Origin of the sequence: Chloroflexus sp. (genome assembly GCF_034434295.1) — a bacterium.
Classification (GTDB): Bacteria; Chloroflexota; Chloroflexia; order Chloroflexales; family Chloroflexaceae; genus Chloroflexus.
Genome location: NZ_DAOTZQ010000005.1, coordinates 69,251 through 85,025, shown reverse-complemented (window position 1 = coordinate 85,025; position 15,775 = coordinate 69,251). Strand labels below are relative to the sequence as shown.

General features: G+C 57.5%; 12 protein-coding genes. 3 read left to right on the top strand and 9 right to left on the bottom strand.

Translation table 11 applies throughout. From position 1 onward, the window contains the following. Positions 1-523: 523 nt before the first annotated feature. The 6 genes from VAE57_RS01465 to VAE57_RS01440 form a co-directional block, all read right to left on the bottom strand. Positions 524-1,144, bottom strand: coding sequence for an SRPBCC family protein (locus VAE57_RS01465; protein WP_322820140.1), 621 nt, complete (start codon positions 1,142-1,144; stop codon positions 524-526). A 70-nt stretch (positions 1,145-1,214) separates the two neighbouring features. Further along, positions 1,215-2,045, bottom strand: a complete 831-nt coding sequence (locus VAE57_RS01460) for an NAD(+)/NADH kinase (RefSeq protein WP_322820139.1) — start codon at positions 2,043-2,045, stop codon at positions 1,215-1,217. Between the two features lie 568 nt (positions 2,046-2,613). Continuing rightward, a complete protein-coding gene (locus tag VAE57_RS01455; protein WP_322820138.1) occupies positions 2,614-3,879 on the bottom strand; it encodes a nuclease-related domain-containing protein in 1,266 nt (421 codons plus the stop codon). A gap of 3 nt (positions 3,880-3,882) precedes the next feature. After that, entirely contained in the window at positions 3,883-5,877 is a 1,995-nt protein-coding gene (gene uvrB, locus VAE57_RS01450; RefSeq protein ID WP_322820137.1) for an excinuclease ABC subunit UvrB, read from the bottom strand. Positions 5,878-6,119: 242 nt separating this feature from the next. Further along, the gene (locus tag VAE57_RS01445) at positions 6,120-6,857 is read right to left on the bottom strand and encodes an SIMPL domain-containing protein (protein ID WP_322820136.1); all 738 of its coding nucleotides are present in this window, start codon (positions 6,855-6,857) and stop codon (positions 6,120-6,122) included. A gap of 836 nt (positions 6,858-7,693) precedes the next feature. After that, positions 7,694-8,749, bottom strand: a complete 1,056-nt coding sequence (locus VAE57_RS01440; RefSeq protein WP_322820135.1) for a hypothetical protein — start codon at positions 8,747-8,749, stop codon at positions 7,694-7,696. 138 nt (positions 8,750-8,887) lie between these two features. On the opposite strand from VAE57_RS01440, the gene VAE57_RS01435 reads away from it, so the two are divergent. The 3 genes from VAE57_RS01435 to VAE57_RS01425 are packed head-to-tail and all read left to right on the top strand — an operon-like array spanning position 8,888 to position 13,020. Then, positions 8,888-9,238 (top strand): STAS domain-containing protein, encoded by a 351-nt coding sequence (locus tag VAE57_RS01435; RefSeq protein ID WP_322820134.1) that lies wholly within the window; start codon positions 8,888-8,890, stop codon positions 9,236-9,238. A gap of 44 nt (positions 9,239-9,282) precedes the next feature. After that, entirely contained in the window at positions 9,283-10,032 is a 750-nt protein-coding gene (locus VAE57_RS01430; RefSeq protein ID WP_322820133.1) for an anti-sigma factor antagonist, read from the top strand. A gap of 15 nt (positions 10,033-10,047) precedes the next feature. Next, positions 10,048-13,020, top strand: a complete 2,973-nt coding sequence (locus tag VAE57_RS01425) for a SpoIIE family protein phosphatase (protein WP_322820132.1) — start codon at positions 10,048-10,050, stop codon at positions 13,018-13,020. Between the two features lie 118 nt (positions 13,021-13,138). On the opposite strand, the gene VAE57_RS01420 is transcribed toward VAE57_RS01425, so the two are convergent. Genes VAE57_RS01420 through VAE57_RS01410 form a run of 3 tightly spaced genes read right to left on the bottom strand, consistent with a single transcriptional unit; the run spans position 13,139 to position 15,551 of the window. Next, complete coding sequence (locus tag VAE57_RS01420) at positions 13,139-13,924, bottom strand: alpha/beta hydrolase (protein ID WP_322820131.1); 786 nt, start codon at positions 13,922-13,924, stop codon at positions 13,139-13,141. Continuing rightward, entirely contained in the window at positions 13,917-14,654 is a 738-nt protein-coding gene (locus VAE57_RS01415; RefSeq protein ID WP_322820130.1) for a helix-hairpin-helix domain-containing protein, read from the bottom strand. The genes VAE57_RS01420 and VAE57_RS01415 overlap by 8 nt, the downstream gene beginning before the upstream one ends. A 39-nt stretch (positions 14,655-14,693) precedes the next feature. After that, positions 14,694-15,551: a deoxyribonuclease IV gene (locus tag VAE57_RS01410; RefSeq protein WP_322820129.1), complete on the bottom strand. Its 858-nt coding sequence runs from the start codon at positions 15,549-15,551 to the stop codon at positions 14,694-14,696. Positions 15,552-15,775 lie beyond the last annotated feature (224 nt).

Below are 15,775 nucleotides of genomic sequence, written 5' to 3'. Positions count from 1 at the left end.
GCCAGAGCGAATTGCCCGTGGCGCATCGTTTGGCGTGTGGCAGCTACGCTGCCGCACGCCACACCCTGCACTACACGCATGCCAGGCGAGTAAGGCACGCTATCCAACGAGTGATGCTACTGGCAATGGTTGTCAGTCCGCCGCGCTGCCATACCGGCAGCCTGAGCGCAGGATATGGTATCGATGGTCGGTTCGCACGACACTACAGCTTTTTATGAAATAAGTTCTACGTCACACACGCCTCAAGCTGGTAACTCGGGTTATGCCTATACTCTGTGTCCGCCGTGCCTTTATGGTGACATAAGGTGGCAGCCTGGGTTCTAATAAGTGAATACTCCGCCATACACCTGGAGAACAACCTGTGTCGTCCTCCACCTCCAGGGCTTCGCTGAACCAACAGAGTCGCGCCGGTAACCTCTCTCGCAAACACCGGGCCAACTTAAGGTAACGGGTAGCGTGCGAGCGGTACGCCACCCTCACCGTTCCATACTATCTCCTCATTTTTTACAGCCCACGCCAGTCTTTACGAGCGACGCCAGCGTCGCCAGATGGCCATCCCACCGGCCACCGCCGCCAGCAGCACTGCTACTATCGTTGCCCCCGGCACAATCAGCGGAGGTAGCATTGCCGTCAGATCGGCAGGTGGCTCGTTGATAACCTGTATATCAGTTGGAGGTGGCGCGTTTACCATTCGGGCCAGATTGTCGAGCGTAGGTAGCATGGAATGTGCATAACCCTGGGCCAGCTTCTTGCGGATGAGCGAGAACGGAAAGAACGTCGGTAACACATAGATCAACGCAACACCGTTGGTAACACGGGTACCGTTCGCTTCCGGTCGCAACGTAAAGCTCCAGATTTGGGCGATGCCGGGTGCACCCGGCAAGCCAACCCGCCAGGCAAAGCGGTACGGTGGCTCCCAAATCACTACTCGATTGGCCGTCACATAATGAATGCCACGCATAAATTGCTGTGACTCGAAGACGGCCCCTACCCTGAGCGGTCGGCCATCACGAATCGTCACTGCCTGAACTTCACCACTCCCGGCAATTTGCGGATGACGCTCAACATCACTCACCAGCTCCCAGAGAGCTTCGGGTGAGGCGTTAATCCGCCCACTCACAGTTGCGCCTGTGTAGGCCAGCATACGCTTGTTCCCTTCGTGTATAACAGGTGTATGAACGGATTGCCATTGCCATACCGCAGACTTGCTGCGCTCACGAACGTCGTAGACGAGCCACCAGTTGGGTATAGAACTGATTACTTGGACGGAGCCTGACAAAGGTGCAGACCTGGGGGCTACGACGGACAACCACCTCATCACCTTCGATCAAGTCGATATTTTCCCGTCCATCAACTGCAAGCAACGCATGGTGGCGAGAGCGAAGCTGCATAGTCACAACAGCATCTTCGTGTAGAACCATTGACGGAATATTAGTCAGATGCGCCGCAATTGGCACCAGCACTAACGACTGCGAACGCGGATCAACGATTGGGCCGCCGGCAGCCAGGGCATAGGCGGTCGAACCGGTCGCGGTGGCAACGATCACGCCATCGGCGTGGTAGGTCGTGAGCGGGCTATCATCGATGGTAACGTGGACATTCACAATCCGGCTCAGGTCACTCCGCGAGATCACGACCTCATTCAGTGCGGTGTGCTGGCTGAGTTTCTGGCCGCCTCGCCAGAGCTGTGCTCGCACCAGTGAACGTTCGTCAAACCAGCCACCACCGTTCATAATCTGTTCACAACCGCTATACACCTCATCAGGGCCGATTTCGGCCATAAAACTGAGGTGTCCGAGTGCCACCGGCAAGACCGGGATGTTGTGTGGGAAGCAGAGGCGGGCTGCGCGCAAGACGGTACCATCACCACCCAGCGCGATCATCAAGTCGCAATCAGCTACCAGATGTGGCTGATCGCGAAACTCTTGCGATACGCCGCGCGTCGTATGTACGCCTCGTTCGGTAAGCCAATCGGCAAGTTCACGTGATAGTTTGATCGAAGCATCGCTCAAGGGGTTATACAGAACCGCCACGCGCTCTAGCATGTCTCAACCTCCTCTCACCCTGTTTGCATCAGAATACCACAAGCTGAGCAGAGTGTATGAGGTAGTTGCCGGGGAGGCTGGTGGTTTGGGGGGAGATAGGGGATAGAAGATAGGAAGTAGGAGATAGGAGGGTGAGAAGAGAGGAAGGAGAAGCGAGGCGAGAGGGGAGAGGGTTCAGAGGTTTGCTGGTGTGCTCAGGTAGAGTAGTGCCTCGTAACTCCCCCCGTTGAGGGGAGATCCCCCACTCACCCCCCGCTGGAGGAGTGGGGAGTAGTGACAGGCGTGTGCCATAGTGGTGTGCGTTCACTGCAATTCCGGCTCCCTCACCTCACCCCCCTGGCCCCCGCTCCTCTCCCACTGTGGAAGAGGAGCGGGGGAGTGGTGACATGCGTGCTCTCCCACTGAGGGGAGGAACGGACAAAACATAAGCACGAACCCACCGTCTATGGCATCAGGACACCCTGGCGCCGCTCGCTGCGCCCCCCTCGCTCGCGTAGCGGGAGCGGGGCCGGGGGCGAGGGCGTTTACGGTGATGCACCTGTGGGGTATCTATTCAACCAAACACCCGCTACGGCTGAAGCGCGACGATGAAACTGGCTTCGCCGAAGGGTTGTTCGACCAGGTTGATCCGCAGAGTGCTGGCGTTGGCGGCCAGTGGTCGGCGTACAACGGCAATCCCGCGTTGGCGGGTACCGGGTGAGGCACTGATGATGGCCGGGCGCGAGTCGCTGTCGGCCAGGGGGTAGTCGTTGCCCAGACCGTCGCTGATTTTGATGTTGTCGTGGCGGAGGGGGAGACTCACCGGGCGGGTGGTGTTGTTCTGGATGCTCCAGGTCAGCTCAATCCGGTCGCCGCAGGCATCGATCTGCTCTAACGCTACGATGATGTCGGGCGCAGTGCCGGTGGTCACCTCGCCAACCGCAACGCTTTGCCAGCGCTGCTCGGTGCTATCCCAGCGCTTGCCAACCAGTTGATAGGTGTTCCAGCGACAAAAGCTCGTGGTCGTGTTGAAACTCAGAATGGCGCTATCGGCAGGTGTACCGGCGATCAGCGTGAGCGGTGCATCAGAGCGTGGGATCGCAGCCGGTGGTCTGAACAGCAAGAAGAGCAGCAGAAAGAGCGCTAATGCTGCAAATCCCGCTGCCAGCCGACCGGTCGTAGTCTGGAGTGCCTGCCTGATCCGCACGGGCCATGGCTGTGCCGGTGCGGATGCCGGTACTGCCCGCTCCTCCTGCACCACCTCGTTGAGTTCAGTCCATGGCGTGCAGTGCAGGAGTTTCGGGATTGCCAGCATCTCCTCTTCGGTCAACTCAATCTCTGAAGAGCGCTCGGTGATCATATATGCGGGCAACTCATCAAGCCCGCGCACCTCCACTTTCCAGTCGAGATCGAGCTGTGAACCCTCTTCAATCCGTGGCGCGATGACAATCAGACGCTTGCAGGTGCGAAAGTCAACATCGTTCGCCTTCTGTTCCGAGAGGAACTCCCGCCGATGCTCGTTGAGAAAATTGGTCAGCGCGTGAAAGTAGGAGATAACCTGATTGTACGGATTTTTGCGTCCGGGATTGAGCCGTTTTTGTTCGCCATTGCGTCCTTCGACGATCCAGGGGCCGTTGACACTCCCGATGACCCGCCCGTCACAGTGCTTGAGTTCGATGATGACAATCGCATCGTGTTTGATGATCACCAGATCGATGTTGCGCCCATTGACGCTGAAATTGGCCAGAATCAGAAACAGGCCCTCCAGTTTTTCGAGTGCCTGGGCAACCCCCAGGATTGCCCGTCGTTCCTGGGGGTGTTCCGGTTTCTCGCCAATCCAGACTTGAACGGCCATGCCTCACTCACTTAGTGCTATCGTTTTGCGCAACTCAACGATCTGGTCGCGTAATGCAGCCGCCTTCTCGAAGGCCAGCTCTTTCGCGGCTTGCTTCATCTGCTTTTCCAGGTCTTTGATTAACTTCAGCACTTCATCACGAGGTAGATCGACCGGAACGGCGGTGGTTGGCGTTGCCACATACTCACCACGCTCTTCTGCCATCTTGCGAATACGGTCGGTCAGATCTCGTACCCCCTTGGCAATCCCCTGTGGTTTGATGTTGTAGCGCAGGTTGTGGGCCATCTGAATATCGCGCCGGCGCTGTGTCTCGCGGATGGCCGCCTCCATCGAGCGGGTGATCGTATCGGCGTACATGATCACTTTGCCTTCAATGTGGCGTGCCGCACGCCCGATGATCTGGATCAGCGAGGTCTCCGAGCGCAGGTACCCTTCTTTATCCGCGTCCAGGATCGCCACCAGGCTCACTTCCGGCAGATCAAGCCCCTCGCGCAACAGGTTAATTCCCACCACCACATCGTAAACCCCCAGTCGCAGGTCGCGCAAAATCTCCACTCGCTCAATTGTGTCGATGTCGGCGTGGAGGTACATCGTGCGTACCCCCATCTCTTTCAGGTAGTCGGCCAAATCTTCGGCCATGCGCTTGGTCAGCGTGGTCACCAACACACGCTGTTTACGCTCCACCCGCCGCCGAATCTCACCGAGTAGATCGTCAATCTGGCCGCGAGTTGGCCGCACCTCGATCTCTGGGTCGAGCAGGCCGGTTGGCCGAATAATCTGCTCGACAATCTGCTCGCTCGTCTCACGTTCGTAGGGGCCGGGGGTCGCCGAGACATAAATGACCTGATAGACATGCCGCTCGAACTCTTCAAAGCGCAGCGGGCGATTATCGAGCGCTGAGGGCAGGCGAAAACCAAAATCAACCAGCGTCTGCTTGCGCTGACGGTCACCGTTGTACATCCCGCGCAACTGCGGGATTGTAATGTGGCTCTCGTCGATAAAGATCAGAAAATCATCGGGAAAGTAGTCGAGCAGCGTCCAGGGCGTCTGGCCGGGTGCCCGGCCATCGAGATGGCGGGAATAGTTCTCAATGCCACTACAGTAGCCCACCTCACTGAGCATCTCGATGTCGTACAGGGTGCGTTGCTTCAGTCGTTGAGCTTCCAGCAATTTACCGGCAGCCTCCAGTTCGCGCACCCGTTCGGCCAGCTCGTCTTGAATACTGTCAATCGCAAGCTGCAACTTCTCTTTGGTGGTAACGAAGTGTTTGGCCGGATAAATCTCAACCACCGCGTGCTTGCACAACACCTCGCCGGTGAGCGGATCAAGCTCAACAATCCGCTCAATCTCATCACCCCAAAACTCCACCCGGATCGCGGTTGCGGCGTTGGCCGGGATAATATCGAGCGTATCGCCGCGTACGCGAAACGTACCGCGCTGAAAATCCATGTCTTTGCGCTCGAACTGCAAATCGATCAACTGGCGCATGAGCTTATCGCGGTTGCGTACCTCACCAACGCGCAGCGTGACCTTCTCTTGCCCGTAGTCGTGTGGTGAACCGAGACCAAAGATCGCCGATACCGACGCCACGATCAGCACATCGCGCCGGCTGAGCAGGGCCTGGGTTGCGGTGTGGCGCAAGCGATCAATCTCTTCGTTAATGCTGGCCTCTTTTTCAATGTAGAGGTCTTTCGAGGGCACGTAGGCTTCGGGCGTATACTCATCGTAGTACGAGATAAACATCTCAACCGCAGCATCAGGCAGAAACTCGCGGAATTCAGCCCAAAGCTGAGAAACAAGGGTTTTGTTATGGGCAAGAACCAGGGTTGGGCGCTGAATCTGCGCGAAGATATGCGCCATGACAAACGTCTTACCGGTACCAGTGGCGCCGAGCAGGGTTTGATGACGGTAACCGGCACGCAGGCCGGCCACCAGTTGTTCAATGGCACGTGGTTGGTCGCCGGTGGGCTGATAAGGCGCTTCGATCCGGAATGACATACGATGCTCGCCTGTTTCTGCGGTGTAGAGACGCAACAGCGCGGGTTGTGTCACCGCTCCAGGGCGGAGAGGGCCACAACGCCGCGCCGATGGTTGGGTTACTTTCATTATACCAGAAGTAGCAACAGTGTGTTGTCAGGATTGCGTGAATATGTAACACCATCCTGACAAAATCCCCACCTCTGCCAGGCCCGCTGCCAGAGGTGGGGGGTTAACCTTCGATTGATCTGGAGCTGCGATGTTTAGCGCAACTCAAACGTTACCTGCACCGAGGCGCTGTAGGTCTGTTGGCCGGGTTGCACCGGTGGCGCCATGCTGTCCATTGCTGCCCTGGCCTGCGTCATCACCGGGATTGGGAGAGGGCTGGCACCCATGTTCTCGGTGATGAACAGCACGCGACCGAGAGACGTACCGCTGGCGCGTGCCATCTGCTCGGCACGTGCCCGTGCATTGGCAACTGCCGCTTCCCGGGCCTGGGCCAACACACGCTCCGGATCGCTGACCCCAAAACTGATCCCGTAGACGCGATTGGCACCGACCTGTACCACCCGATCAATCAGATTCCCGGCCTGGCCGATGTTACGCACGGTGACATTCACCGTGTTGTTGACGGTGTAGCCGGTGATATTTCGCCCCTCGTTATCGTACACAGGATAGATGTTGATCCCGGTGGTCTGAATATCGCGCTCCTCGATGCCCAATTGCCGAATCTGATCGATAATCGCCTGTGCCTGCGCACTGTTCTGGGCCAGCGCTTCCTGCGTGGTTGGGGCAGAGGTTTCGACCCCAATCATAATAGATGCAATGTCCGGCTCGACCTTCACTTCGCCGGTGCCGATAACGACAATCTGTGGCATATTGGCAACACCGGTTTGCGCGGTTGCAGTCTGAGCCGGGCGAAACAGGCTGACCGCAGCCAGCGCCAGCACCGCTATCAATGCCGTCAGGGCCAGCACAGTCGAGAGAAGACGGTTTTCCATAGCTGTAACTCCTCAGTTGTGTAAAACGGTATTTGAACGTTACATCTCAGAGACGCCGCTGCCTGATGATTGGTTCCGCCTGATCGGTGGGCATGAACCAGCGCCCATCAGCGGCACCATACTGTACCGCTGGTTCCCGCCCCCAGCGAGGGCGGGTGAGGGTGGGGGCCATCCCCTGGGAGCACGCGCCTCCGTCGCACCCCACCTGCACCAGCGCCCCTCAGCGGCGCCATACTGTACCGCTGGTTCCCGCCCCCGGCGGGGACGGGTGAGGGTGGGGGCCATCCCCTGGGAGCACGCGCCTCCGGCGCGCTCGCCACCTGCACCTGCCCATCGTGCCTGCTTCCAGCAGGGTAGCATATCAGACCTTGCGTGATACGGGCATCACTGCTTGACACCGAATATGCGGGCATCCGTAGCTATCTGTCTTCTCAGTACACGTGGGGACATCTGGATAATCTCGGAGGAGCGGGTTACGTAGGGGCGGGTTTAGAACCCGCCCCTACAGACGGTGCCTGAACCCATTCACCTTGTTATACAAGGGATGCGGTGAACGAGCGAAATCACTCCATCACGCCGGTGGTGACCACGGACACAGCGAACGGCATTTCCGCGGCACACGCAAAATGATTTCCCGACTGAGTTACCCGTGTCGCGGAGTGTAGAGTGCGGCAACCACGCTGCCACAGCAGCCGTGCTCACAATCTGGCGCGGATCACGCCATTAACCCTGCCGGTCACGGGGATGCGGTGTGTGCTCATCACGATGAGTCTGTCAGTGATGAATGAGATAACTTCCAGGAGATGTTTTGTGAAACAGGTTCTACCCCGACCCGTTCACTTGCGCCGCCACATCTGCCGTAATCGTTGCCAGAATCGTTTCCAGCGTCCAACCTGCTGGCTACCGGTTTCACGTGCTTTTGCCATCAACAGCGCGGCCTGTTCCCGCCCCAACTGAATCGCCTCACGCCCAATCTCCTGCAAGCGCTCGCGATCAACAATTTCACCTTCCGCAAACCAGCGCCATGCGGCTGTGCCGGTTGTGTAGGTTCCGGCATACGCTATCGCCACTTTAGGCGCTACTCCCCACACCGGAATCAGTCCCACCAGCATTCGGGCCAGTTGGCGCCAGATAAACGCTCCCCCAATCACCGGTAGTACCTCGAACAGGCGCTCGCGAATATCGGGTGGTGCGCCGTATGCCAGCGCAAGCCGGTAGACCAGCATAGCCTGATTCTTAGTCAGGATCAGGGTGTCGGCGGCAGCAAACGGCATGTTGAGCAGCGGAATTTGTGATGGTAAGGCGGTTGCCAGCACATACGAGGCATTGGCAAAAGAGACGCTGCTAATCAGTTGTTTTGCCACTACCGGACGCAGACCGGGCAACCGCCGGGCAGCGGCCAGATGCAAAGAGGCCGGTAGCCGTTCGAGAATCGCTTCAGCTAATTGACGGTCGGTATCCGGGTTATCTGGATCAGGCACAACCAGCAAACGGGCGTGCGCAACTCGTGGATGTAGCGGCCCGGCGTCAGCGGGTAGTGCCGTGCCCCATACCACCACAACCGTAGGCAGTGCCAGGGCGGCCAGTTGTTCAATCACCGTTAACTCACGGGCCGACAAACGAATATTCCGATCCAGACCAATAATAACGAGATCGACGTTCCGTACCTCTTCTGGCACAATCGTGGCCAGATTGGCCAGATGGATCGGAGATGGCCCGACTGCACCGTAACGCTGCTCACCGTATTCCAGTCGTGCTGCAATACTCTGGCAGACCCGTGTCGCGCCGACACAGACGATAGTCAGCGGTGACTCGGCCTCTTTCCGAATATCGTCAACATTTATTTCACGCAGCGTATTCCAGGCAAGATTGAGATCGTTCCAGCTCGGCATGCAATAGCCCTCGTCGTGTCTGCTGATGTGCATTGACAGCGCCATTATAGCACGTACTGTCAGGGCAGAACTGTCAGTATGGTATAATACAGATCAGTATGCACAACGCGCCGTTTGTGCCTGAAGAGGAGGAAGCAAATGGAACTCACCCACCGCCGGCTCAATCGAGTTGACCTCATCGAGGTTATCGGTCGCGTTGATGCAGTGTCTGCACCACAACTCAAACAACTGATTGAGTCGATTTTCGCCGACGGTCGCTATCGCATCGTGTTGGATCTCAGCAAGCTCGAATATATCAGCAGTCCGGGTTTGCGCGTCTTGATTGAAGCGCGTAAGAAAGCTCGTGATTGGAAGATCACCGATCTCGAAGGTGGTGATGTTCGTATCGCTAACCTGCCACCCCGTATCAAAGAGGTGTTCGATCTAACCGGTTTCAGTTCGCTTTTCGAGATCTATGGCGATACCGTCGAAGCAGTTGGATCATTTTGAACCTGCCCTATTGCCAGACGTGTTCGTCTGGTCGCACAATCGCCATGGAGAGTATTACCCTTACTGCTGATCTGGATGCGTTGGCCAAAACCAGTGCATTTATCACCGCCGCAGCCGAGCGTTGTGGTCTGGATGAACGGGCAACCTGGCAAGTGCAGCTTGCAGTCGATGAAGCTGTAACCAACGTCATTCAGCACGCTTACGATCCTGACCAACCCGGTGATTTCACCCTGAGCTGGCAGTGCCATGATCGGCGTTTTATCGTGACGGTACGCGATCATGGTCGTCAGTTTGATCCCTCCGCTGTACCGGTACCTGACATTACCTCGCCGTTGGAAGAGCGTCAGGTCGGCGGCCTGGGTATCTATCTCATTACACGCTTAATGGACGAAGTTCATTTTGAATTTTCACCCCAAGGCGGTAATTTATTAACGATGGTCAAATACCTGCCACACGATCAAACCGAAGAAGCTGATGAAGTAGTCGTTATTCCCATCAACGACCGGATCGATGCCCTGACCGCACCCCGACTGAGCAAGACGGTGAACGAACAGATCAGCCAGGGCGCTCGTCAGATTGTGTTGGACTTCAGCAATGTGCCTTTTCTGTCAAGTAGTGGCTTGCGTGCGTTGCTTCTTATCCGTAAGGAGTTGATGACGCTCGGCGGTGAATTACGGCTGGCCGCTTTACAACCGCAAGTCCACGAAGTCTTTACGATTACCGGCTTTACCCAGGTTTTCAATATTCATCCCTCAGTCACAGAAGCCCGCGCAGCATTTTCCCAGAGGCGTTGAGTGTCGTGCGAACAGATGCTGACATGGTATGGGTTGGTGGTTGGCGTTGTGGCGTGGGTGTGGCTGTTTACGCTGCCCACTACGCCGGTAGCCCCCATACTGGTGATCCTGTTTGTGGCGATGGCCTTTGTCGTTGATCTGCTGGCATTCCGTACCCCGCCTGCCGATGTCCATAGCCTCGCCCCGCTGGTGCTGATCACGGCCAGTCTGACCCTGGGGCCGGTGAACGCGGCATGGCTGGCGGCTATCGAGGGGATTGTCTCCGGGGTGGTGATCCTGCTGTTGACCAACCGCCCCCGTACTTCCTTTTCTCTGTTTGGGCGTCCCCTCTTACGCAGTGGCCTGCGTACCCTGGGCATTCTCGTCAGTGCGTGGCCGGTCGGTGCTCTGAGTAATCAACCACTTACCGACCAGAACCTTACGCCGCTCTTCCTGTCAACTCTGTTTGGCTTTCCGCTGATTACCCAAACCGGACGCCTGCTCCGCGAACTGTTGCAAGGCGGGCGTAGTGGTCTGGCAACCTGGTGGCGCTCGGCGTGGCCGGCAATTTTGGGGGCGGAGATCGCTCCGCTGCCTCTGGCCTGGTTAGGGGCTGCTATTGCCCGGCAGCTCGAACTCATTCATCTTACGCTCGCCGGTCTTGCCCTGGTTGCCTCGGCAGCCATTCTCCGCCGCGCCTCACTCAACCTGCAACGCCAACGTCGTTCAGTGCGTGAATTAGCTCACCTGAATGAAGTGAGTCGGGCAATTATTCGCAGCGAACTCGACGTTGAGGCCCTCTGCGAGCTGATCTACCGCGAAGCGAGTCGGATTGTCGATACCTCGTCGTTCCATCTGGGGCTGTTTCATGGCAACCACTATACGCTCATGGTACGCATTCAAGATCGCGTGCGGTTGCCCCGGTTGACTGTTGATCTCTCAGAAAACAGTGGGCTAATTGGCTGGATTCGGGAGACCGGGCGGGCAATCCTGGTGGAAGATTTTGTGCGCGAGATGGATCGCTTGCCGGCGCGTCCGCGCTATCAGAGCGAACGGCCACCCCGTTCGGGTATTTATGTGCCGCTCATTGCCGGTGAAACAGTGATCGGCTCGATTTCGGTGCAAAGCTACGAACCGGGTGCCTTCGATGCTAACGACCTGCGCCTCATTTCGCTCATCGCCGACCAGGCTGCGGTAGCGATTGCCCGTGCTCGCGCCTTTCACGAAGCACGCCAACGGGCAAACCAGTTACAGGCCATTCGCGAAGTCAGTCAACAGATCACAGCGATTCTTAATCTCGACCAGTTGTTGCCCTCGGTTGTGCGGCTCATCCGTGAACGGTTCGGTTACCACCCGGTGCACATTTTTACTCTGTCTCCCGATGACGAGCGCATCTACTTTCGCGCTTCCACAGCCGATGGTGCCGATCTTGAGCGGATTTGTGCCCTCTCCCTCCGTATCGGCCAGGGTCTGGTTGGCGAGGCGGCTCAGCGCGGTGAACCGGTGTTGGTAAGCGATGTCATAAACGACCGCCGCGCTATTCGGGATACCTGGCAAACCCGTTCCGAACTGGCGGTGCCGCTACGGGTTGGTTCAACAGTTATCGGTGTGCTCGATGTGCAGAGTGATGAACCTGATGATTTTGATGAAGACGATCTGTTCGTGATTCGCACACTGGCCGATCAGATCGCCATTGCCATCGAAAGCGCCAATGCCTACACCGCCCAACAAGAAGAGGCGTGGACACTTAACGCCTTGTTACAGATCGCCGAGAATGTTGGTCGCGCTACCACCTTACCCGATCTGTTGGCTACTGTCGTGCGCTTGCCGCCGCTGTTGCTGGGATCTCCGCGTTGCTATATTGCGCTCTGGGATCGTGAGCGGAACGATTTCGTCCTGCGTGCAGCGTATGGGTTGTCTCGCCAGGCCCGTGCAACTCTGATCGACGAACCCGCCCGCTCGCCGTTTTTGCTCCGCTTACGCGAACGAACTATCGAGAGTGAACAGATCAATATTGAGACCTTGTGGCAGGCACAAGACAATGCCGATCAGTGGCCAGCCCTCATTCCGGTGGCACACAGCGAGGCCCTGATCGGCTTACCGATCAAAGTGCGCTCCACCCTACCCGGTGTGCTGGTACTGGATTATAACGACCCGTTTATTGCCCTCAGTAGTCGTCAGCAGAGTCTCTGCATTGGAGCTGCGGCACAGATCGCCAGTGCGCTGGAAAGTCTGTTGCTGGCGGCAGAGGCGGCAGAAGCCGCCCGCCTCGAACAGGAACTGCGCGTCGCACGTGAGATTCAACGAACCCTGTTGCCTACCCGTCTGCCGGTAGTTCCGGGCTGGCAGATCGATGCAGCCTGGCAATCGGCCCGGCTGGTTGGTGGTGACTTTTACGATTTCTGGCCTTTATCATCAGGAGATGGCCAGCATCACGAGCTGGGCTTTGTCATCGCTGATGTAAGCGATAAAGGGATTCCAGCCGCAATGTTTATGACCATGGCACGTTCATTGGTGCGTGCCGCCGCTCTCGATGGCTCTGCTCCGGCACGTGCGATGGAACGGGCTAACCGCTGGCTGTACCGCGACTCCGAGTCGGGCATGTTCGTGACTCTCTTCTATGCCCGGCTTAACCTTGAAACCGGCCATCTCTGTTTTACCTGCGCCGGGCACAATCCGCCACTCGTGTACCGCGCTGCTACCGGACATATCGAGGAATTGCACACGCCTGGCATTGCACTGGGGGTGATTGCTGAAGCGACTCTGGCCGAAGCCAGTACGACCCTTGCGCCCGGTGATGTGTTGGTATGTTACACCGATGGGGTCACCGAAACGGTGAATGAAGCGCTGGCTCCTTTTGACCTTAGCGGACTATGCGCCGTGATCAAGACCTATCACACAGCACCAGCCGGTGCTATCGTCCAGACCATTCTGGCGGCGATTACACGCCATAGCCACGGTCAGCCCCCGTTTGATGACATTACGCTGATCGTTATCAAGCGAGAGTAGAGTCGTTTCTTTCAGAGAATATGCTCTCGTAAGCGGAGTTACACGTACAGCGATCATTACACGTTACGGGGTGCTGGACTAACGCTGTTTACGATGCGTTCCGGGCATCAGGGAAAGGCTAGCGGGCGAGAAACCGTGTGATCCGTTGAAAGATGGCCGACCGGTATGGCCCGGTGAGAAGCAGTTGGTGGCCGGTGGCCGGCCAGTATGTCAGTTCACGGTAGGGGCTGCCGATCTGAGCTATGATAGCTGCGGCACTGGCAGGATCGGCCGTTGCATCATTGCGCCCGTGCATTATCAGGGTTGGCGCCCGTACTAGCGGTAGTGCACGACGAGCGGCTGCCAGTGTCAGCCGCAACTCATCGGCGGCAGCGACTGACACCTTCACCGAGCGTCGCAGCATCTGTTGAATGACCGGATCGTCGAGATCAAGGCCGGGCTGGCGACGCCAGATTGATGCCCGCAAATCGGGGCTGCTGAAATCGGCCTGGGCCAGCAGATAAAACCAGGGGGTCACGTAGCGGGCAACCCCCAACAGATCAACCCGCCAGTCGCCACCAAGGCGGTAGGGGGTGGCCAGCATCACCAGGCGGTGTACGGGGTGCTGTGCCGCCAGCAACGCGGCCAGTGCGCCACCCAGCGAAAAACCCACCACCGAGACGGCAGTAGATTGGCGGGCGAGTGCGTCAAATGCCGCCTGCACCGCAGCCAGCCAGTCAGTCCAGCGTACTGCAATCAGGTCTTCAGGGTTCCCGGTATGACCGGGCAGACGCATGCCAAATACTGTATAGCCGGTTTTCGCCAGATGATCGCCCAGATCACGCATCTCACCGGGATCACCGACAAACCCGTGGATTAGCAAGCAGGCGTGATCACCACCCGGCAACAAATACGGTTCAAGCATTGGGATCAACGTATACCAGCTTACGGAAGATATTGATATTACGCTCGCCAATACCGGAAATGGCAATCAGATCATCAACACTCTTGAACGGCCCATGAGCTTCGCGGTACGCGATGATGCGATCAGCCAGCACTGGCCCAATGCCGGGCAGGTTGATCAGAGCCTCGCGATCAGCGCGGTTAATATCAACCGATGCCGGTTCCGTTCCTTCAGCCGATACTTCTTCCTTCTCCTCTGCCTGCCCGGTCTCAGCGACGGGTGATGCGACCTCTCCTGGCTCGGCGACTTGCACGCCTGACGACGGTGCCGGCTGTTCTGCGACCATGCCGGTGGTGGTTGCAGATGCCGAAGCTACCTGCGATGAAGTATCGGCGTCTCCGGTCGATAGGTGTGTGACCGGCGCAGCGGATGGAACAGTATCAGACGTTGAAGCTGCATCGGTTACCCCATTGCGATCACTGGCAGCCGCCTCAGCACTGACACTACTCCGCCGAACCGTCGGTGGCGCACCACGATGAACACGAGTCACAACCGGTCGCGGCCCACTACTGGTGGAGGCAGGAGCTGACGTTACTGACGGCGCTGGTGGTGTTGATGGCGCTGATGGCGCCGCCGATGGAGCCGGTGATAGATCGGACACCGGTGACGGGGTTTGCTCTCTCTGCATCCGGCGCCAGATCACATATCCAATCCCAAGTAACAAGGCAACCAACAGCAACTTACGCCACATAACAGTTTGCTCCCCGGTTGTAGATGCGGATCCATACCTCTATTCGGCACCCTGTACGAGCGAACGCAACAGGGCCAGATTCATGCGATCCTCAGCCATATCCTCGCCTTTTGGGGTTTCGATGATCATCGGCAAATCGGCAAAGCGTGGGTCATTCACCAGCATACGGAACGCCTCAACACCGATGCAACCCTGTCCGATATGTGCATGCCGATCCACCCGACTCCCCAAATCCTTCTGGGAGTCGTTCAGATGAAAGCATTTGACCCGTGTCAGGCCAACCAGACGGTCAAGCTCGGCAAATGTGGCCTGATACCCTTCGGGATCACGAATATCATAGCCGGCCGCAAAGATATGGCAGGTGTCAACACAAATCCCCAACCGCTCGTGGTACGGGATCAACTCGAAGAGGCGGGCCAAATGCTCAAAGCGGTACCCTAGCGCTGTCCCCTGCCCAGCCGTCGTTTCAAGCAAGATCATCGTATCACCGCCGACACCCTCTGCCAACAGCCGGCAAATCGCATCAGCAACTCGCGCCAGACCAGCCTCTTCACCAATGCCGGTATGGGCACCGGGATGCGTCACCAGATACGGAATATCGAGTTGTGCACAACGTTCCAGCTCGTCGGCAAACGCTGCAATCGACTTCTCGCGCAGTTCATCGGCTGGCGCTGCCAGATTGATGAGGTATGAGTCGTGGACAACGACCGGATGAATACCGGTACGTTGTTGCTCAACCCGAAATGCTGTCGCCTCTTCTGGCGAGATAGGTTTCGCCGTCCACTGCCGTTCGTTTTTGGCGAAAATCTGCATCGAGTCCAGGCCAACCGATTCACCACGGGCAAACGACTTTGAGACGCCGCCCGAAATCGACATGTGTGCACCAAATCGCGGCATGCGGTCACCTTATCACTTTGTGCCGGCGAGTACCGGATACTGCAATTATATCACGGCATTCACAGAAGGCGGGTAGCAGGGTAGCCGATGAGAGTGTACGATGGGTGGTGAAGCTTTGCCGATACGTCGTGTGGTAGCTGGTGTGATGCAGTGCGATGCGCATCGGTTGGGTAACGTGCCAGCACATGAATAAAAAGCACTGGAGGAGAGATTCACCTCACATC

Coding starts and splice junctions, on each gene's coding strand:
- VAE57_RS01465 (WP_322820140.1), bottom strand. CDS start 1,144: ATGCTGGCCTACACAGGCGCAACTGTGAGTGGGCGGATTAACGCCTCA.
- VAE57_RS01440 (WP_322820135.1), bottom strand. CDS start 8,749: ATGCCGAGCTGGAACGATCTCAATCTTGCCTGGAATACGCTGCGTGAA.
- VAE57_RS01425 (WP_322820132.1), top strand. CDS start 10,048: ATGCTGACATGGTATGGGTTGGTGGTTGGCGTTGTGGCGTGGGTGTGG.
- VAE57_RS01420 (WP_322820131.1), bottom strand. CDS start 13,924: ATGCTTGAACCGTATTTGTTGCCGGGTGGTGATCACGCCTGCTTGCTA.
- VAE57_RS01415 (WP_322820130.1), bottom strand. CDS start 14,654: ATGTGGCGTAAGTTGCTGTTGGTTGCCTTGTTACTTGGGATTGGATAT.
- VAE57_RS01430 (WP_322820133.1), top strand. CDS start 9,283: ATGGAGAGTATTACCCTTACTGCTGATCTGGATGCGTTGGCCAAAACC.
- VAE57_RS01435 (WP_322820134.1), top strand. CDS start 8,888: ATGGAACTCACCCACCGCCGGCTCAATCGAGTTGACCTCATCGAGGTT.
- VAE57_RS01455 (WP_322820138.1), bottom strand. CDS start 3,879: ATGGCCGTTCAAGTCTGGATTGGCGAGAAACCGGAACACCCCCAGGAA.
- VAE57_RS01460 (WP_322820139.1), bottom strand. CDS start 2,045: ATGCTAGAGCGCGTGGCGGTTCTGTATAACCCCTTGAGCGATGCTTCG.
- uvrB (WP_322820137.1), bottom strand. CDS start 5,877: ATGTCATTCCGGATCGAAGCGCCTTATCAGCCCACCGGCGACCAACCA.
- VAE57_RS01445 (WP_322820136.1), bottom strand. CDS start 6,857: ATGGAAAACCGTCTTCTCTCGACTGTGCTGGCCCTGACGGCATTGATA.
- VAE57_RS01410 (WP_322820129.1), bottom strand. CDS start 15,551: ATGCCGCGATTTGGTGCACACATGTCGATTTCGGGCGGCGTCTCAAAG.